The sequence below is a fragment of the Gordonia sp. NPDC003424 genome, assembly GCF_053588655.1.
Genome location: NZ_JBSFQJ010000035.1, coordinates 1 through 19,495 on the forward strand (window position 1 = coordinate 1; position 19,495 = coordinate 19,495).

Annotated in this window: 12 protein-coding genes, 2 pseudogenes and 1 riboswitch; of the genes and pseudogenes, 5 read left to right on the forward strand and 9 right to left on the reverse strand. The window is 68.0% G+C overall.

Annotated features, from left to right (window positions below; genetic code table 11):
• Positions 1-240: 240 nt before the first annotated feature.
• Positions 241-435, forward strand: a riboswitch (cobalamin riboswitch).
• An 87-nt stretch (positions 436-522) separates the two neighbouring features.
• Positions 523-645: pseudogene (locus ACWDTI_RS26945) on the forward strand (hypothetical protein); the annotation flags it as partial.
• A gap of 102 nt (positions 646-747) precedes the next feature.
• On the opposite strand, the gene ACWDTI_RS26950 reads toward ACWDTI_RS26945, so the two are convergent.
• Positions 748-1,689: an AraC family transcriptional regulator gene (locus tag ACWDTI_RS26950; RefSeq protein WP_449741211.1), complete on the reverse strand. Its 942-nt coding sequence runs from the start codon at positions 1,687-1,689 to the stop codon at positions 748-750.
• A 122-nt stretch (positions 1,690-1,811) separates the two neighbouring features.
• On the opposite strand from ACWDTI_RS26950, the gene ACWDTI_RS26955 reads away from it, so the two are divergent.
• The 3 genes from ACWDTI_RS26955 to ACWDTI_RS26965 all read left to right on the forward strand — a co-directional run bounded on the left by ACWDTI_RS26955 (position 1,812) and on the right by ACWDTI_RS26965 (position 4,713).
• Positions 1,812-2,378, forward strand: coding sequence for a flavin reductase family protein (locus ACWDTI_RS26955; RefSeq protein WP_449741212.1), 567 nt, complete (start codon positions 1,812-1,814; stop codon positions 2,376-2,378).
• A 30-nt stretch (positions 2,379-2,408) separates the two neighbouring features.
• Positions 2,409-4,016: a 4-hydroxyphenylacetate 3-hydroxylase family protein gene (locus tag ACWDTI_RS26960; protein WP_449741213.1), complete on the forward strand. Its 1,608-nt coding sequence runs from the start codon at positions 2,409-2,411 to the stop codon at positions 4,014-4,016.
• A 67-nt stretch (positions 4,017-4,083) separates the two neighbouring features.
• Positions 4,084-4,713: a nucleoside/nucleotide kinase family protein gene (locus tag ACWDTI_RS26965; RefSeq protein WP_449741214.1), complete on the forward strand. Its 630-nt coding sequence runs from the start codon at positions 4,084-4,086 to the stop codon at positions 4,711-4,713.
• A gap of 3 nt (positions 4,714-4,716) precedes the next feature.
• On the opposite strand, the gene ACWDTI_RS26970 is transcribed toward ACWDTI_RS26965, so the two are convergent.
• From ACWDTI_RS26970 to ACWDTI_RS27000, 7 genes and pseudogenes are all read right to left on the reverse strand, one after another.
• Positions 4,717-5,271: an RNA polymerase sigma factor gene (locus ACWDTI_RS26970; RefSeq protein ID WP_449741222.1), complete on the reverse strand. Its 555-nt coding sequence runs from the start codon at positions 5,269-5,271 to the stop codon at positions 4,717-4,719.
• A 26-nt stretch (positions 5,272-5,297) separates the two neighbouring features.
• On the reverse strand, positions 5,298-5,705 hold the full coding sequence (locus ACWDTI_RS26975) for a hypothetical protein (RefSeq protein WP_449741215.1): 408 nt from the start codon (positions 5,703-5,705) through the stop codon (positions 5,298-5,300).
• Positions 5,706-5,762: 57 nt separating this feature from the next.
• Positions 5,763-8,112: pseudogene (locus tag ACWDTI_RS26980) on the reverse strand (ATP-binding cassette domain-containing protein).
• Positions 8,113-8,149: 37 nt separating this feature from the next.
• Positions 8,150-8,851, reverse strand: a complete 702-nt coding sequence (locus ACWDTI_RS26985) for a hypothetical protein (RefSeq protein ID WP_449741216.1) — start codon at positions 8,849-8,851, stop codon at positions 8,150-8,152.
• A gap of 101 nt (positions 8,852-8,952) precedes the next feature.
• Entirely contained in the window at positions 8,953-10,743 is a 1,791-nt protein-coding gene (locus tag ACWDTI_RS26990; RefSeq protein WP_449741217.1) for an Hsp70 family protein, read from the reverse strand.
• A 27-nt stretch (positions 10,744-10,770) separates the two neighbouring features.
• Positions 10,771-12,189 (reverse strand): GTPase, encoded by a 1,419-nt coding sequence (locus ACWDTI_RS26995; RefSeq protein ID WP_449741218.1) that lies wholly within the window; start codon positions 12,187-12,189, stop codon positions 10,771-10,773.
• Positions 12,186-13,976 (reverse strand): dynamin family protein, encoded by a 1,791-nt coding sequence (locus ACWDTI_RS27000; protein WP_449741219.1) that lies wholly within the window; start codon positions 13,974-13,976, stop codon positions 12,186-12,188. The genes ACWDTI_RS26995 and ACWDTI_RS27000 overlap by 4 nt, the downstream gene beginning before the upstream one ends.
• Positions 13,977-14,130: 154 nt before the next feature.
• Between ACWDTI_RS27000 and ACWDTI_RS27005 the strand changes: the two genes are divergently transcribed.
• On the forward strand, positions 14,131-15,408 hold the full coding sequence (locus ACWDTI_RS27005; protein WP_449741220.1) for a DUF7373 family lipoprotein: 1,278 nt from the start codon (positions 14,131-14,133) through the stop codon (positions 15,406-15,408).
• Positions 15,409-15,511: 103 nt separating this feature from the next.
• Here ACWDTI_RS27005 and ACWDTI_RS27010 read toward each other — a convergent pair whose 3' ends face one another.
• The gene (locus ACWDTI_RS27010; protein ID WP_449741221.1) at positions 15,512-18,901 is read right to left on the reverse strand and encodes a pyruvate carboxylase; all 3,390 of its coding nucleotides are present in this window, start codon (positions 18,899-18,901) and stop codon (positions 15,512-15,514) included.
• Positions 18,902-19,495 lie beyond the last annotated feature (594 nt).

Consider the following 19,495-nt stretch of genomic DNA (forward strand, 5'->3'; position numbering starts at 1 on the left):
CCCACGTCGTCGTCGCTGAAAAGATCACGTGCCCAAGCACTTCAGCCGCATCATCATCAATCACCCGATCAAGCTGACACCACCATAAACCAGGGGTACGACAAGAATTCTCGCTCGATTCTCGACGCCCCCACCGCCCCGATCGCGCCACCGAGTTCGCTTGCGGCGGCGAGCTGATTGTGTCCCCGGGTATGCAGGCTCCCGCAGTTGGTTCGCCCAGCGCGTCACATGGAGCCCCTACGACGCGATGCGGCGTCGAGTCCGGCGGTCGCTGATCGACGGATGAGAGGGAATCCGGTGTGAATCCGTACCTGTCCCGCAGCGGTATGTCGGAACGACCGCCGTCATACGCACTGGACCCCCAGGTCCGGGAAGCGACGGCCAGTAGGTTAACCGCCGACGAGCCCGAAGACCTGCCAGGTGTACCGGACGCACCGCGTCCGGTGACTCGCCGCCTCGTGGAATGGGCGCAGGTCGAACCGGCGATTCACGATGCCGAGGCGTGACGACGCGCGCATCGAGGGTGTCGAACGCATTTGGGTGAATCCGGACTGCGGGCTGAAGACCCGCGGCAACGACGAGGTGATCGCTTCGCTGACCAACATGGTCACCGCCGCGAAGGCGACTCGGGAGTCGCTCGCCTGATCCGGTCAGACCGACATTGAAAGTTCCTCCCCCTCAAATGCATTCGTCCTCCGAGAGCTTTCGGAGGGTCTTCGCAAAGGAGGGGGAGGAACTGCGAGCCGGCTAGTCGTTCAGCAGCGCAGAGGGCGCAACTCCGTACTTGTGCCGGAACGCCGCGGCAAACCGGCCCGAGTGAGTGAACCCCCACTTGAGTGCCACGTCGGTGACCGACTGCGCCGTACCGGCGACCAGCTCGTCGTGCACCCGGGCGAGCCGCACCTCCACCAGGCACTCGCGGGGTGACCGCCCGACGTACTCCTTGAACCCTTCCTGAAGCCGACGCACACTGACGCCGGCCACCTGCGCCATGTCGGCGGCGGTCCACGCGCGGGCGGGGTCGGCGCGCAGGGCGTCGAGTACCCGCGTCACAATCCGCGGCCGTGGCGTCAGACGGTCCCCCGGATCGTCGGGCAACGCCGCCAGCAGGAACGCATCCGTCAACGATCCGGCGAGCTGCTCGGCGACCAGCGGATTGGAGAGCAACGGGTCGTCGGCGGGTTGTGAGGCCAACACCTGCACCAGACGGAACCAGCTCGCACCTGCGGGCGAATGCAGGTCGAGCTGGTCCGGGATCGTCGCGTCCGGGCTGCCCGCCACCCGGCACACCTCGTGCTGCAGAAAATCGCGATCGATCTTGACACCGACGATCGTGCAGGTGTCCGACCAGCGGGTGATCTCGGCCGGCGTGTCCGGTGGATTCACCGTCGCGAAACCGCTGGTGGAGACCACGGTGTGGCCGGCCACGCTCGTCTCGAGCACACCGCCGAGCGGCACGTTGATGCCGTAAGCGCCCGGATGGTCGGAATGGATCGCCACCTCCGCACCCCACCCGATCCGAGCGATGCGCAGCGGACCGAGAACGGTGACCGCAAGATCTGCGTCGTCGGCGGAGCTCCGGCCGTCCAACGGAGTCAGCGTGTGTGGAAAGTAGGCGTCGGAGACCGCGTCCGAGGCCGCCTCCCACTCCTGCTCGCCCGGGATGTGCAGGCGCTCCACCTGGCTCATTCACGACTCCTCACGACTTCGCCGCGCTTTTCGGATCGCGATCGCGCTTCGCGGATCGTCAGCCGGCTGCAGTCGATCTATGTTCTACCTCACATTCTGCCCGATCAGGAAGGAGGGATCACATGGAACGCAAGGCGCTGCAGAACATATTCGGCCAGTTCGCCAGCGGCGTCACCGTGATCACCTGCGAAAACGCCGACGGCGAGCCTCACGGTGCGACGGTCACCGCGTTCACCGCCATCTCACTCGAGCCGCGGCTGTGTCAGGTGACGTTGACCAAGAAGTCGAAGGCGTGCGGCTTCCTGGAGAACGCACCGTTCGCGGTGAACATCATGGCCGCCGATCAACTCGACATCGCCATGCATTTCGCCGGCCGCCCGGCCACGCCCGGCCCGAGATGGGCGCAGGGCCCGACCGCGCCGGTGTTGTCCGGCAGCGCGGCTACCCTCAGTTGCCTGCCGTGGCGCACCTACGACGGCGGCGACCACACCATCTTCATCGGCGAGATCGTCGACGCCGACGCCAGCGGCAAGCCGCCGCTTCTCTACTACCGCAGCACTTTTCACGACCTCGGCGAACCGTCCGTCAACTCGCTGTGGACCTTGTCGGCCGACGATCCGCATTCCGGATGGTTCGACTCGACGACCACGTTCACGCCCTTCCACCTCACCGATTCACAGTCCGTCTGAGAAGTCCCAGCAATCCGAAAGAGGTAACCAATGACCACCATCGAGCGCCCCGAATCCGACGCCCCCACCGTCAACCCGGCTGCCGACAGCGAGGCCAACAAGACCCGCAACTTCGCCTCCCGCCCGATGACCGGCGACGAGTACATCGAATCGCTCAAGGATGGCCGGGAGATCTGGTTGCACGGCGAGCGCGTCAAGGACGTCACCACACATCCGGCATTCCGCAACCCGATCCGGATGACCGCCCGCCTGTACGACTCGATGCACGATCCTGAGACCAAGGACAAGGTCACCACGTCGACCGACACCGGCAACGGCGGTGTCACCATGCCGTTCTTCAAGGCGTCGACGAGCTCGGAGGATCTGATCAAGGAGCGCGACGCGATCGCCGAGTGGGCGCGGATGACCTACGGCTGGATGGGCCGCTCCCCCGACTACAAGGCCAGCTTCCTGGGCACCCTGCACGCCAACAAGGATCTCTACGCGCCGTTCGAGGCGAACGCCGAACGCTGGTATCGCGAATCGCAGGAGAAGGTCCTCTACTGGAACCACGCCATCATCAACCCGCCGGTCGACCGGCAGCTGCCGCCCGACGAGGTCGGCGACGTGTTCATGAAGGTGGAGAAGGAGACCGACGCGGGGTTGATCGTGTCCGGGGCGAAGGTCGTCGCGACCGGCTCGGCGATCACCAACTACAACTTCATCGCGCACTACGGGCTGCCGATCCGCAAGAAGGAGTTCGCGCTCATCTGCACCGTGCCGATGGACGCACCCGGCATCAAGCTCATCTGCCGTACCAGCTACACCGAGCAGGCCGCGGTGATGGGCAGCCCGTTCGACTACCCGCTGTCGAGTCGGATGGACGAGAACGACACCATCTTCGTGTTCGACAAGGTGCTCGTCCCCTGGGAGAACGTCTTCATGTACGGCGACGTCGACCGCATCAACGCGTTCTTCCCCCAGTCCGGCTTCCTACCGCGGTTCACCTTCCAGGGCTGCACCCGGCTGGCGGTCAAGCTCGACTTCATCGCCGGCCTGCTGATGAAGGCCCTCGACTGCACCGGCTCCGGCGGATTCCGCGGCGTGCAGACCCGGGTCGGTGAGGTGATCGGCTGGCGCAACCTGTTCTGGACGCTGACCGACGCGATGGCGCACAACCCGGAGCCGTGGATCGGCGACACCGTCATCCCACGCCTCGAGTACGGCCTGACCTACCGGATGTTCATGATGCAGGGCTACCCGCGGATCAAGGAGATCATCGAGCAGGACGTCGCGTCCGGACTGATCTATCTCCCCTCCAGCGCAGCCGATTTCAAGAGTCCCGACGTCCGTCCGTACCTCGACAAGTTCGTCCGCGGTTCCAACGGCATCACCGCCGTCGACCGGGTGAAGGTGATGAAGGCGCTGTGGGATTCGATCGGCTCCGAGTTCGGTGGCCGCCACGAGCTCTACGAGCGCAACTACTCCGGTAACCACGAGAACGTGAAGGCCGAGCTGCTGTTCGCCGCGCAGAACCGCGGTGGTGTGGAGCAGATGAAGGGTCTGGCCGAGAACTGCCTGGCCGAGTACGACCTCGACGGCTGGACTGTGCCCGACCTGATCGGCAACGACGACGTCAGTTGGTTCGGCAACAAATAACCAGGTAGGCAGAGTTCGCTCCGGCGGCGCGTGACTCGGTTCCGCGCCGCCGGATTGCGTTCGTAGGATGGTCGGCGTGGGCCCGCTGACCGAGATCGACGAACTGCTCGCCGCCTCCGGCGATCGCGTCATCGTCGGCGTGACCGGACCACCCGGCTCGGGCAAGACGACGATCGCGCGTTCGATCGTCGACCACCACGCCGCGACCCACGGCTCCTCCTCCGTCGGGTACCTGCCGATGGACGGCTTCCACTTCTCCAATACCGTCCTCGCGCAACTGAATCGGTCCGACCGCAAGGGTGCCCCCGACACCTTCGACGCCGACGGATTCGTCGCGCTGCTCACCCGCATCCGCGACGCCGACCACGACGTCTACGCTCCCGATTTCGACCACACCGCCGGTGAACCGATCGCCGCGTCGCTGATCGTGCCGGCAACCGCGCGGTTGATCGTCGTCGAGGGTAATTATCTTGCGCTCGACCATGGTTCATGGGCGGCGGTCGCAGACCTGCTGTCCCGCCTCTACTACGTCGCGACGCCGGACGACCTTCGTCGAGAACGGTTGGTGCGCAGGCACATCGCGGCCGGAAAGTCACCTGAGGTCGCGCAAGCGTGGGTGGACACCGTCGACGAACCCAACGCGCGGCTGATCGCCGAAACCCGAGTCCGTGCCGACGTGGTCATCGACGGAAGCTGAGCTTCACGACGGACTCATGGTGTCGCGCAACACCTCCGCGAGTTGCGTGCGTGCCCGGTTGAGGCGCGATTTGACGGTCTGCACGCCGATACCCTGATGTGCGGCGATGTCGGCGTAGGAGAGATCGCCGAACTCGCGCAGTACCACGGCTTCTCGGAAATCGTGCGGTAGCCGGCCGAGCGCCTCACGGACCGCGTCCCGGACGGCGACGCGCTCGTCGAACGCCGGCACATCGTCGTCATCGGTCAGCGTGACCGGTTGCTCCGGATCGCTGAAGTCGGTGAGTTGGGTGTTGGCCTTGCGACCGCGGACCACCGTGAGTGCGTTGTTGGCCGCGATCCGGTGCAGCCATGTGGAGAACCTCGACTCACCGCGGAACTTGTGCAGGTTCTGCCATGCGGCGATCAGTGTGTTCTGCAACGCGTCCTCGGCGTCGTGCTGGTTGCCGCAGATGTTGAGGCAGACCGCCCACACCTGGTTGCGGTGCGCGCCGGCGAGTTCGGCGAAGGCACGCTGATCGCCGTCGCGCGCCCGCATCAACAGCACTGCTTCATCCATCACGTCCCCCGCCCCGTCGGTCACCATCACAGCACAGGATGATCGTCGTGGCCGTGGCCGTCCTCGAAACCGTGGTCGTGAGCATGACCGTCATCGGGACCGTGATCGAGGTGATCGTCGTGCCGGATCTCGTCGAACTCGTGGACCCCGCTATCGCCATCACCGCCGGCGACATGACCGGCATCGACATGACCATGGTCGACACTCGCGGTCTCGGCGTGACCCGGTGACACGTCGTGCACCGGTTCATCGACGACGAGGTGGTCGTCGTCGGGAGGCGGTGTGTCGTCCATGTAGGGCACGGTGTCGGCATCCGCGGTCGAGGCCGGATCGAACGCGGCCTGCAGCGCTGACTCCCAGATCTGCGGCGGTGGCGGTGTCGGCGGGCCGGTGTCGACGCCGAGCGAGGCCAGGATCGAGGGTTCCTCGGTCATGTGATGACCTCCTCAGATGTGCGTGCGGTGAGCGTCCTTGCCGACTCGGGTCCGATGCTACCGGGCGCCGGCACGGCTCCCCCGATTCAGTTGCAGCCGGGACACCACGAAGGCGATGAGCACGATCGTCATCAACAGCAACGCGCTGTACGCCAGGACGGTGTTGCCCACTTCGGCTGTCCAGAACGTCGCATGCGCGGTCTGCGGCGCCAGCGGCGCGATCCGCGTGAGATCGACGGACGCGGCCGCCGCCGCATAACCCCAATACGACGGGAACAGCCAGGACAGCTGCTGCAGTCCCGCCGCGGTGAGCCGAAACAGGCCGCCGCAGAACACGAGTTGGGAGACGACGATGATCACCAACGGGGGCATGGTCTGTTCGGTGGAGCGCACCGTCGCGGAAATCGCCAGCCCGACAACGGTACTGACGCAGGCCAGCGCCGCGACGGCGGCGAAGAGTTCGACCGGCGCGCGTCCGAGGACACCACCGCTCGGCAGTCCTTTGCCGAGGTAGGTGATGGTCACCATCAGGGCGGTCTGCAGGATCGCGGCGGCGACGTAGACCATCACCTTGGCCGCCAGATAGCACCCCGGCTGCAGCCCGACAGCCCGTTCACGCTCGAAGATGTCCCGTTCCCCCACCAGGTCGCGGACGGTGAGCGCCGCGCCCATGAAGGTGGCGCCGACGACGAGGATCACCAGGATCTGAACCGCTTCGCCGGCGGTGTCCGCGGTGCGGCCGACCCCGAATCCGCTGTCGCCGGGGATCACCAGTGTCAGCAGCCCGAGCACGATCGGCAGCACGGTCAGGAAGGTGAGGTAGCCGCGATCGGCGACGATCAGCCGGATCTGGCGCCGGGCGACCGTCGAACACTGCCGCACCACGCTGCGATGCGGCACCCGCACCGCCGCTGCCGCAGCCCTGCGTACCGGCGGCACGGCCACGTCCGGCGCATTGCGGCGATATCGATCGTGAGCGGTATCGGGTTGGGCGGCAACGAAAGAGAAGATCTCTGCCCAGTCGTCGGTACCCAGGGTCGTCCCGACCTCGGCGGGGTCGCCGAGATAGGCGGTCTTGCCTCCCGGCGCGAGAAGCAGCACCTGGTCGCACATCGAGAGGTAGTTCAGCGAATGGGTGACCACCACGACGACGCGACCGGCGTCGGCCAGTCGGCGCAAGGTGCTCATCACCTGACGGTCGAGGGCGAGGTCGAGTCCCGACGTCGGTTCGTCGAGGATCAGCAGGGCGGGTCCGGTCAGCAGTTCCATCGCCACCGATGCCCGCTTGCGCTGTCCCCCCGACAGCGTGTCGACGCGGGTGTCGAGGTGTTCGGTGAGCTGCAGTTCGTCGAGCACACCGGCGATCACGGCGTCGCGGTCGGCGGTCGTCGAGTCGTCGGGAAGTCTCAGTTCGGCGGCGTAGCGCAGCGCCTGGCGCAGCGTGAGTTTGCCGTGCAGGACGTCCTGCTGGGGCACCATCCCGATCCGGGTGCGCAGCGCCTCGTAGTCCTCGTGCACGTCGCGGCCTTCGAAGGTGACCGATCCGGTTGTCGGAACCGTCAGTCCGGCAACAATTTTCGACACCGTGGACTTGCCGGCCCCGGACGGCCCGATCACCGCGGTGAGCGTTCCGGGCCGCGCCTGGAAGCTCACGTCGTCCAGCAGCCGTTTGGTGTTGTCCACGGTCAGGCCGACACCGCGCACGGCCAGCCCGGCCGCGGGGGCACTGTCGGACCGCCGCCCACGGACGAGGGTTCGGCCGGCGACGACGAGATCGCTGTTGCCGATCGTGATCGTGTCTCCGTCGGACAGTCGGCACCGGTCGATCCGCTGTCCGTCGACGAACGTGCCGTTGATGCTGTCGAGGTCGTCGAGCCACAACCCGTCGTCCGCGACGGTGATCCGGGCGTGGTGCCGGGACGCGAGGGAGTCGTCGACGACGACGGTGTTGTCCGCGGTGCGGCCGATGGTGCTGACGGCGTCGAGGCGCGTCGCTCCGCTGCTGTCGGCGTTGCGGCGCAACGGTTGTAAGTGCGGGGCACCCGCCAGTTGTCGCGGCATGGCGCAACGGGCGTCGCCAGGTTCGACCGGTGCGGGCGGGGCGGCGCACCAGGTGGCGAGCACCCACGGTCAGCGCGGGCCCGTGCGCGGGGTGTCCGAGGTGCACCGCGATCGACCCGTCGATGGGTGTCTCGGTGATCTGCTCGCCCCCGGCGAAGACACGGGCCGCGGGGTCGTCGCCGACCAGCCACCAGTCGCCCTCACGCCATTCGAGGTGCAGGTGGTGGTCGGCGATGTCCCGATGTCCGACGACGATGTCGTTGTCCGGTGCCGCCCCCACGGTGATCACCGGCTGATCGCCGATCCGACGAACGGTGCCGTCGACGGACATGCTGCCGGAGATCATCGTCGTCACCGGAGCCTCCGGAGCCGCCGGCTCCGACTCAGTACGCACCGTGGCCGTCGTGGTAGTCGTGCGGTGCGCTCGCGTAGGAATCGTGGTCGTCGTGGGTGCCGTAGGAGGCATCGGTGCCGGCATCGGGCACGCCGGGCGTCTCGGGGGCCGACGGGTCGTAGTCGGGTGCGCTGCCGTCCACACCGGCCGGGCCGCCGTTGATGTACTGCATCTGGTCGGGCTGTCCGTCGCCGTCGGTGTCGACGATCTGCGTGTCCGGGCGACCGTCGTGATCGACGTCGAGCACGGTGGTGTCCATCCGGCCGTCGTGATCGGAGTCGACGAGCTTGACGTCGGGGACGCCGTCGCCGTTGGCGTCGAGCAGCATGCTGTCGATCTGGCCGTTGGTGAGCGTGTCCTGCTCGTAGATGTGACCCGAGGCGTCGACGTGCGACACCAGGTCGACCTTGCCGTCGTGATCGGTGTCGCGTCCGACGATCGCGCCGCCGTCCGGGCCGGGCTTGGCCGCGGTGTCCATGACGCCGTCGCCGTCCGTGTCCATCTCGATGAGGGTGACATTGCCCTGGGCGTCGACGTAGGTGTCGACCTGGTGACCGGTCTGTGGGTCGGTCGAATGCTCGACGTGGGCTCCGGTGGTGCTCTGCTGCGGGGCGGACGGAGAGGTGGAGGGCGCGGTGGAGGACGTGGAGGGCGCGGTGGAGGGGGTGCTGCTGTAGATGCTGTCCGACATGGTGGGCCTTTCGTCATGACCCGGCGTGCCCGGGCCTCTTGCGCTGTCGGAGATTGGTTGCGCCGAGCAGCCGGGAATGTTCCCGAGGCTCGAAAGTAGTTTCAGGAGATCAGTCCGGAGCGGGTCAGGAAGGTCTTCGCGTCGTCGATGGACTTGAGTCCCTGCACGTCGGCGACCAGGCCCGTCGAGGTGTTCGCATATTTGATCGTGTAGCTGTCCACGGTGCTCGAGGCCCGCGCGATGTCGGCGGCCGCGGTCCGTGCGTCATCCTCCACCAGGGTGCCCTTGCCGTCGCTGTAGACGCCGTTGCGGATGTTCTTGATGCGCTCGTCGGCCTCGCTCGGGTCACCCTGGACGAGCAGGAACATCGATCCCGGCGACGCGGCGAGCGGTGCCAGCGAACTGTCGGTGGCGAATCTGCATCCGAGCATCAGCGCGCCGGCCGGGGTGTAGCCGGCATTCGTGCAGGTGCTCAGCGAATCCCGGAGCGTGGCGGGCAGCGCCGCCAGCAACGCCGGCTGGTCGCGGATCACGGTGGCGTCGCCGCTGTCGGACGCCGCGACCGATGTGGAGCCGCCCGCCACGGCGGGGGTGTCGTTGGGGTCGTCACGGTTGAGTGCCGCCACCACACCCACGACGATGCCGACGACGGCGAGCGCGGCGACGCCGACCAGGGCCAGACGACCCCACCGCCTCCGGGAGGTCGGAGCCTGCTCGGTCTGGCCACCGCGCGACGACGGCATCAGGTCCACCGCGGCCGGCACCGTCGCCGACGGCGCGGTCGCCGGTCGCTGCTCGGCCAGTGCGGTCACCAAGGCTCCCTGCGCCACAACGGTTTTCGGGTCATCGAGAGTTGCCACCGGCCCCAGTTCGGCAAGTCTGCGAGCGACCAGCGGTATCCGCGACGAGCCGCCCGTCAGGTAGAGCGCGGTCAGTTGGTCCGGGTGGGTGATCCCGGCGTCGAGGAGGGTGGCACGGGTCAGCGACATCGCCTGCGCGACCGACGGACCGATGAGTTCGTCGAACTCGTCCCGGGTGATCTGAAGCGTCTGGCGGCCCGCCGGGGTGGGCACGGTGATGGTCGCCGACGGCGCCTCGGACAGGAGTTCCTTGGCGCGGCGCACGGAGTCCTGCAGCGCCTGCACCACGTCGACGGGCGCCTGGCGGCGCAGGTAGGAGACCAGCGCAGGGTCGCGTTCGTCGAGGCGCTCCTCCACCCAGCGCCCGACGAGCGCGTCGAGGTTCTTGCCGCCGAGCCGGTTGTCCCCCCGCGCCGCGACGACCGCGAAGGCGTTCTCGTTCGTCACGGTCAGCACCGCGACATCGAGTGTGCCACCGCCGAAGTCGAAGACCGCGATCTTCGCTCCGGGCTGCATGGCATGCGAGCGCGAGTAGTGGGCGGCCGCGGCGCGGGGCTCGGAGATGGTGACGATCCGCGCGGGGTCGATGCCCGCGTGCACCGCGGCGTCGACGAGCACGCGTATCTGTTCGCGCGCCCACGCCTCCGGGTGGGTGAGCACGAGCTGGGTCGGGAGCGCTCCCGCGTGCGCCGCGACGCCGCGCGCGATGATCGTCCGCAGCACCGCGCTCACCAGCGCGTAGGTCGGCACGGTGATGCCGTTGACGGTGACCGCGGGGGCACCGCCGATGAGTCGCTTCGGCGAGGCCACGAATCCGGCCGGGTTTCGCTGGGCGTGGTCGATCGCGGCGTCGCCAACCGAAATCGATTGCGGCGCACCGACGAACACCGACGACGGCATCAGGTTGCTGGTGTGCGTCAGGGCGAGCGTCTCGATGCGGCCGGTGGTGGCGCCCGAGTGCGCGGCGGCACTGTTGGACGTCCCGAAGTCGATCGCGAGGGACCAGGCGGCGGCGGGTATCGGAGCGGGCATGGGTGGCGGTTCCTGTGTTTCGACGGGTCAGAGCGCGCCGGCGCTCAAGGGTGTGTAGGTGCGGATCAGAGTGACGATGGCGGCGTCCTCGGCCGCCGAGCTGGTGGCCAACGACCGCTGCTGGGCCATGGCGAGGCGACGCTGCGCCTCGGCCATCACCGCGTGGGCCGGCGCCCGGTCGGGCAGACCGAGACGTCCGGCGGGCGAGGTGGCGACGAGGATCGTCCGGAGTTCCTCGGTGACCGCCGCCCGCGGATCGGTGTGCATCATGCGCTGATAGTCCTCCAGCGCGGTCACCGGCAGCAGGCTCGGATGGGCGCGCAATCGTGCGGTGAGAGAACGGATGTGATCGCGGGCGGGATGGGTGAAGGCGAGCCGGTCGAGGCGGTCGAGAATCCGGTGGGCGCGATGCAGGATGGCGTATCGGGTGGTCGAGGCGTTCAACGTCTGATGAAGGGCTCCGATACCGGAGCGCTCGACGAGCCACCGGTTCAGCGCCGCCGCTCCCCCGGCCGCGATCCGCCGGCCGTTGATCACGCCGTACTCGCCGAGCGCCCGGAGGAGTTGCTCACGGACGGCGGGAGACAACATCCCGTCGACACCGTCGTCGTCGAACATCATCGTGACGTCGAGCGGCGACATGGGCGCCACGCGGGCCAGTTGGGCGGCGAGCTGTTCGGTGAGCACCCCGGTGTGGCTCGTCTGGGCCATCAGCCCGGAGATCGGGACGACCGCGCCGACGGTGCCGGCGAGTTGCGTCTCGAGGCGACGCGCATGTTGCGCCGCATGCCCCAGCGGGTCCCGGCGTCCCAGCGCACCCTCGCCGAACGAATCGGCGCGCGAGAGCACCCCGAGCATGTTCAACGGAGTGAAGGGCAACTGCGCGAGGAAGTCGAGTTCGTCGCGGCGGGGTGCGGCGTCGAACAGGAAGATCGCCGCGTCGGCGTCGATGCTCGCCGTGCGGGTCTGTTCGAACCCGTCGATGGTCACCCGACGCGTCGCGGCGTCGTTGTCGACGGTGAGCGTCGACAGTCCCGGCGTGTCGATCAGGGTCAGTTGCCGCAGGGCGGTCGACGGCAGCCACCGCTCCACGAACGCGACGTCCGGGGATTCCAGCGGCAGTCGCACGTGGTCGCCGTACACGGGCACACGCTGACGGTGCCCGTCGACACCGACCACCTCGGCCCGCGACGGCGCACCGTCCTGGTACACGGTGACCACGTTGGTGGCCTCGAGCGCGGCGGTCTCCGCCACGGGCGCGCCGATGAGTGCGTTCACCAGGGTCGACTTGCCCGCCTTGAGACGCCCGACGATCACCACCCTGGGCGGTGACCACAGGATCGAGCCGATCGAGTTCGCGTGACCGACGAGATCTCCACCGAGCGCGGCCAATTGGTGCAGACCCTGGTCGAGGGTGGTCTGCACGCCGCCGGGCGGGGCGGTCATCCCAATGCCCCCGCGGCCAGGAGTTGTTCGGCCGCGGCGATCCGTTTGTCGACGATCTCCAGGTTGCTCGTCAGCCGCTGCCGCGTCTTGTCCCGGCTCGCCGCGTCGGCGGCGGCGGCCTGGCTCACCTCGGTGATCGTCTTCTGCAGCGTTTCGATGTTGACGCGCAGGTACTCCCGGTACCGGATCACGATCTCCGGCCGTGACCGGGCGACGGCGCTGTCGAGCAGTCGTCCGGTCGCCGCCTTGGTGGCCGCGACCGTCTCACGAAGCCACGACAACAGATTCGCCTTGCCCGCCCGCATCGCGCGGAACCCGAGATTGACGCCCACCCAGACCGCGCCGACCGCCGCACCGACGCCGATCAGTGCCGACACACCGAGAAGACCGCCGAGGGTCGACGACCCGACCACCCCCATGGTCAGCAGGGTCGGATCGAGCAGACCGTGGCGCTTGCTGCCGACCTGGTGTGCCTCGATCTTCTTGTCCTGCATCGAGGTGATGATCTGGGCGCTGAGTTCCTCCCACACGCTGGGCTCGTCGGGGAACCTCGGGGCGATCACCGTGTCGTGCAGCTGTGTGAGGAACCTGGAGAGGGTTTGCGCCATCGCGAGCTGGAGGTCGGTCTGCATGTCGGCGGTGAACTTCTGCGCGCTGCGGCGCAGCACCTCCATCCCGTGGGTGTTGATGTAGGTCGTCCATGTGTCGCGGATGTCGTCGAGTCGCCGCTCGAGGTCGTCGACCGCTTCCTGGCGCAGCAGCGTCAGGTCGCGCGACATGTAGTGCTCCCACTCCCGCGCCTGGGACTGGAGTTCCTCGAGACGCTCCTTGTCGGCCGTCAGGTCGGGCAGGGCCTGCGCCCCGCTGTCGACGGCGTCGAGTTCGCGGCCGATCCGGCCGCGCACCACGCGGAGACCCTCGAGACAGGTGCGCACCGCGTCGACGTGCGGTAGTTCGGCGGCCACACCGAGCCGGCGGGTGATCTCGCGGCGCAGTTCGGCGATGCCGCTGACCTCCTCGAGTCGGTCGCGGTGCGCAGGGTCCGGGGTCTCGGCCGCCATCACCGCGAGCAGGCTCGACACGCCGAGCACGGACACCGGTCGCTGCAGGTGTTCGGCGAGCAGACGTTCGTTGTCGGCGACGATCTCCCGCCAGCGGCGCAGGTTCTTGTCGGTCTTGGTCACCGCGACCACCACCGAGTCGACGGTCGCGGTCGCCTCCCGGACGAACTCCATCTCGGGTGCGGTGAGCGGGCTCGACGCATCGCACACCAGGACCAGGACGCACGCCTGCTGTGCGGACTGGGCGGCCAGGCGGGTCAGTCCGACGTCGAGTCCGCCCACACCCGGCGTGTCCACCAACGTGATGTCATTCATTCGGGCGACCCGGATCGCCACTGCGGCACCGGTCGGGAGCTCGTCGGCCTGCGGATCGCACACGCGCTCACCGGCTGTCGTGACCCACTGCGGTAGTTCGGCGAGTGCGATCGGGCGCGGGCCCGAGCCGAAGAACAGCTCGGCCTCGTGGTCGTGGTCGAGTTCCGGATCGGGGGTCACGCTGACGGCGACCGACGACGTGACGTCGACCCCGACGGGGCACAGATCGCGGCGCCCGACGAGCGCGTTGACCAGCGAACTCTTGCCGCGCTTGACCTCGCCCACCACGACGACGGTGCGAGTCTGCCGCGCGGGATCGAGTTTCGCCTCCGCGATGTCGGCGAGTGCTTCCATGCGGTAGGCACGCAACACCGTGGCGGACGACTCGACCACGGCCGACGCGTCGACCATCGCTCACCCCCGGTTCTCGTATCACTTCCAGATGTCCTCGGTCACGGTACCGTCCGCGCACCGGCGTTCGGGGGCGGGAACATTCCGCGTCGCCGTCGCATCGAACTCGGGAAAGATCAATGCGGCCGTATACGCGGCGGGAAGGGAACGACACATGAGGTATTGGCAGGCAACGGCAGGATGGTTGGCGGCGGCCGCCGCGATCACGGTGGTCGCCGGTTGCTCCACCGACGGCACCGCGGTGAGCGACACCACGTCATCGTCGACCGCGTCCAGTGCGCAGCCGTCGGTCGACGCCGCCGCACTGGACACCGGCACGTACCCGACCAGCCCACGGCCGCCGTTCGGCGAGTCGACGCACGACAATCTCCTGCAGGTCGAAGGGCAGCGGATGGCCCAGTACATCGTGGTGCCGTTCGAGGTCGACCGGGATCTCACGAAACCCACGTTTCCGACGATGGTGATCACCGACCGCGCCACGTTGCGTCCGGTGCTTCCGGCCGAGGTCGCCGGAGTCCCGGCGAACGACAAACTCGTCGGCGGATTCGTCGCCGCGGCGACCACCCCCGATGCGAATCTGCGTGACGGGCAACAACGGTCGCTCAACAACATGGTCGTCCGCTACCTCACCGCGGCCGACGCCGACGCCGCGGCGCAGCAGATGGCCGCCGCGCTGGCCGCATCCCAGAAGACGACCGTGAGCACTCTGCCCGGCCTGCCCGACACGAAGGTCATCCGGGTCGATGCCGACGGCAAGAGCCGCATCATCGCCTTCACTCCCCACAACAACTACGTGCTCTACGAGTGGTTCGAGACGAGCACCGCCAAGAAGAGCGTCGCCGAGCCCACTCTGCGCACGTTGATCGCCCAGCAGTCCACGCTGATCGACCAGTTCCCGTTCACCCCCACCAAGGCGGAGGCCGCGGCCGGAAACCACAATCCGACAAAGGTTCTCGTCGACCAGAACCACATCCTGATCTACGCGTTGCCGTACTCCGACGAACAGCTGAAGAAGTCCGAGGGCACCGCCGCGCCGGGCGGCAGCATCCGCGCCGTCTACGGACCGCGGGGCATGGCCATGATCAGTGCCGATCCGCCCACCGAATTCCGCCTGCTGACCGACGTCGGTTCCACCGCGAACGCCGTCGAGAAGTCGACGGTGTACCGCGCCACCGACGCTGACGGCGCCCAGAAGATCGTCGAGGCCTTCACCTCGTCGGCCCACACCCGCGGGTTCGACGACATCGCCGCACCGGCCGGGCTGCCGACGGCCTCCTGCCTGTCCGACACCAGCGGCACTTCGCGCTACACCTGCATCGTTGCGGTGGGACGCTATGTGGGAGAGGTCAATTCGACCAGCCAGCGAGACGTCTACCAACAGATCTCCGCGCAGTACGTGATTCTCACCAAAGCCGACCAGCAGGCGAACTGACCCCGCCGCGCGCCTACCGGCTCCTTACCGCTGGTCGAGTAGTCCGAGCGAGCGCAGCGAGCCCGGACGTATCGAGACCCCTGTGGCGCAGCGGGAACCGCACCTACCCGATCTCGATCAGCAGATCGCCCGGTGCCACCTGCGTGACGGGGCCGATGGCGACGCGGGCGACCTTGCCGCCGATCGGCGCGGTGATCGTCGCCTCCATCTTCATGGCCTCGATGGTGCCGATGGCCGCGCCCGCGACGATCTCGTCGCCCACGTCGACACTCAGCGACACCACCCCGGCGAACGGCGCACCGATGTGATGCGGGTTGGAACGGTCGGCCTTCTCGGCGGCCTCGACCGCCGAGTCGATCGACCGGTCACGCACCGCGACCGGACGCAGCTGGCCGTTGAGCACGCACATGACGGTCCGCATGCCCAACTTGTCGGCGTCGCTGATCGCTTCGAGACCGATCAGCAGCTGCACGCCGGGCTCGAGCTCCACGCGGTGTTCCTCGCCGTAGCGCAGGCCGTAGAAGAACTGGTTGGCGCTCAACCGCGACGTGTCACCGAAGGTCTCGTAGTGGTCCTCGTATTCCTTCGTCGGTCCGGGGAACAGCAGACGGTTGAGGGTCACCTGACGCTTGCGGCCGGAGGTGTCGAGCGCCAGTGAATCGGCGTCGGAGAGTTCGACCGTCGGCGTCGGCTCGGCACGGCCTTCCAGCGCCAGGGTGCGCAACGGTTCGGGCCAGCCGCCGGGGGGATCGCCGAGCTCACCGCGCAGGAAGCCGATCACCGAGTCCGGGATGTCGTACGACGACGGATCGGCCGCGAACTCCTCGGCGGTGATCCCGCGTCCGACCAACGCCAGAGCGAGATCGCCGACGACCTTCGACGACGGGGTCACCTTGATCAGCCGACCCAGCATCCGGTCGGCCGCGGCATAGGCCTCCTCGACGGCCTCGAACCGGTTGCCGAGGCCGAGGGCGATGGCCTGCTGCCGCAGATTCGACAGCTGACCGCCGGGGATCTCGTGGGTGTAGACACGTCCGGTCGGAGCCGGCAGCCCGGATTCGAACGGCGCGTACACCTTTCGCAGCGCCTCCCAGTAGGGTTCGAGGTCGCACACGTTCTGCAGGTCGAGGCCGGTGTCGCGTTCGGTGTGCGCGGTGGCCGCGACGATCGCCGACAGCGGCGGCTGACTCGTGGTGCCCGCCAGCGCGGCCGAGGCGCCGTCGACCGCCGACGCGCCCGCCTCCCACGCCGCCATCAGGGTGGCCAACTGACCGCCCGGGGTGTCGTGGGTGTGCACGTGCACCGGCAGCTCGAACTCTTTGACCAGGGCGGAGACGAGCTTCGTCGCGGCCGGGGCCCGCAACAGGCCGGCCATGTCCTTGATCGCCAGCACATGCGCGCCGGCGCCGACGATCTGTTCGGCCAGCCGGAGGTAGTAGTCGAGCGTGTAGAGATCCTCGGTCGGGTTGGCGAGGTCGCCGGTGTAGCTCATCGCGACCTCGGCGATCGCCGTGCCGGTCTCGCGGACCGCGTCGATGGCCGGCCTCATCTGTTCGATGTTGTTGAGCGCGTCGAAGATCCGGAAGATGTCGATGCCCACCTCGGTGGCCTCGGCGACGAATGCGGTGGTCACCTTGGTCGGGTACGGGGTGTAGCCGACGGTGTTGGCGCCACGCAGCAGCATCTGCAGACAGATGTTGGGCATCGCTTCGCGCAATTGCGCCAGGCGATCCCACGGATCCTCCTTGAGGAACCGCAGGGCGACATCATAGGTTGCGCCGCCCCAACATTCGACGGACAGCAGCTGCGGGGTCAGCGCGGCCACGTATGGCGCGACCGCGATCAGCCCGCTGGTCCGTATCCGGGTGGCGAGCAGTGACTGATGCGCGTCGCGGAAGGTGGTGTCGGTGACGCCGAGCGCCTTGCTCGCGCGCAGGTCGGCCGCGAACCCCTCTGGGCCGAGTGCCAGCAGCCGCTGACGGGATCCGTCGGCCGGATGGGCCAGCACCGACTTGTCGACGGTGGGCAGTTTGTCGCGCGGATACACCTTCGTCGGGCGTTCGCCATGCGGCTTGTTGACGGTGACGTCGGCGAGGTAGTTAAGGATCTTGGTGCCGCGGTCGGCGGAGCTCCGCGACGTCAGCAGCCACGGACGGTCCTCGATGAACGACGTGGTGACCTTGCCGGCGCGGAAATCCGGGTCGTCGAGCACGGCCTGCAGGAACGGGATGTTGGTGGCCACGCCGCGGATCCGGAACTCCGCCACCGCACGTCGGGCACGGCGCACCGCGGTGGCGAAATCCCTTCCGCGGCAAGTCAGTTTGACGAGCATGGAGTCGAAGTGGCCGCTGATCTCGCCGCCGAGTACCGCGCCGCCGTCCAGGCGCACGCCGGCGCCGCCGGGGCTGCGGTAGGCGGTGATCCGACCGATGTCGGGACGGAACTCGTTGGCCGGGTCCTCGGTGGTGATACGGCACTGCAGCGCCGCACCGCGGATCGTGATCTTGTCCTGGGTCAGACCGAGATCCGGCAACGACTCACCCGCCGCGATCCGCAGCTGCGAGCCCACCAGGTCGACATCGGTGATCTCCTCGGTCACCGTGTGCTCGACCTGGATGCGCGGATTCATCTCGATGAAGACGTAGCGCCCTTGCTCATCGAGGAGGAACTCGACGGTGCCGGCGCAGGTGTAGCCGATGTGTTTGGCGAAGGCGACCGCATCCGAACAGATCTTCTGCCGGAGTTCGTCGGGCAGGTTCGGGGCCGGGGCCAGTTCCACGACCTTCTGGTGGCGCCGCTGCACCGAGCAGTCACGCTCGAACAGGTGGATGACGTTGCCATGGGTGTCGGCGAGGATCTGCACCTCGATGTGGCGGGGGTTGACGACGGCCTGCTCGAGGAACACGGTCGCGTCGCCGAACGCGGCGTCGGCTTCGCGGGAGGCCGCCCCGATCGCCTCCCGCAGATCTTCGAGTCTCTCGACCCGTCGCATGCCGCGACCGCCGCCACCGGCGACGGCCTTCACGAACACCGGGAACTGCATGTCCTGCGCGGCGGTCATCAGCTTGTCGATGTCGTCCGACGGCTCCGAGGACGCCAGCACCGGCAGGCCGGCGGCCTTCGCCGCGGCGATCGCGGTCGCCTTGTTGCCGGTGAGTTCGAGCACGTCGGCCGACGGACCGACGAACGTGATGCCGTGCGCGGCGCACGCCGCGGCCAGCCCCTGGTTCTCCGAGAGGAAGCCGTAGCCCGGATAGATCGCATCGGCGCCGCAGCGGATCGCCGCGCCGACAACCTCGTCAACCGACAGATACGCGCGGACGGGTTGGCCGGGATTGCCGATCTGATAGGACTCGTCGGCCTTCAGCCGGTGCACCGAGTTGCGGTCCTCGTAGGGGAAGATCGCGACGGTGCGCGCCCCCAACTCATAGGCAGCGCGGAAGGCGCGGATCGCGATCTCACCGCGGTTGGCCACCAGCACTTTGTCGAACATGGTCGGACTCCTCATCGTTCGGCACTCACGATCGGCACGGCCCCCAGTGTGAAAGATCCTACGTGGGCCATGTGGGGTCCGGTGAGCGGGATCACCACTCCAGCTGCCCTTGTGCCGGGCCGGAGTACTCACTCAGTGGGCGGCTTCGTTGCCCACCGCTCCCTGAGCAGCGACGAGCGAGCGCAGCGAGCCCGACGCGTGTCGAAGGGTCAACGCGTGCCGGCGGCCGACCGGCCCCAGCCGCCACCCCACCGCTCCCTGAGCAGCGACGAGCGAGCGCAGCGAGCCCGACGCGTGTCGAAGGGTGCAACGCTCGACACCGCAACGACCAAAACCTGTCAGACCCCCGAGGTATGTTGTTGTCATCGCAGGAAAGAGTTGATGAAGCGCCGCGCCACCCGGGGAGTCGGGAGGCGCGCAGAGATGAATGTGGTTGTCCTGCAGTCATGTCCGCATCTCTGGAAGGCCGCTCGTGTCCCCGACAATCGGTTCTGCAGCAGCGCCGTTGTGGCGTGGGTTGCCGGCCGGGTTTGTCGGTGGTGTCGACCTCGAGGAGATCGACGAGACACCGACCAACGATCTGCTGGCGGGTAT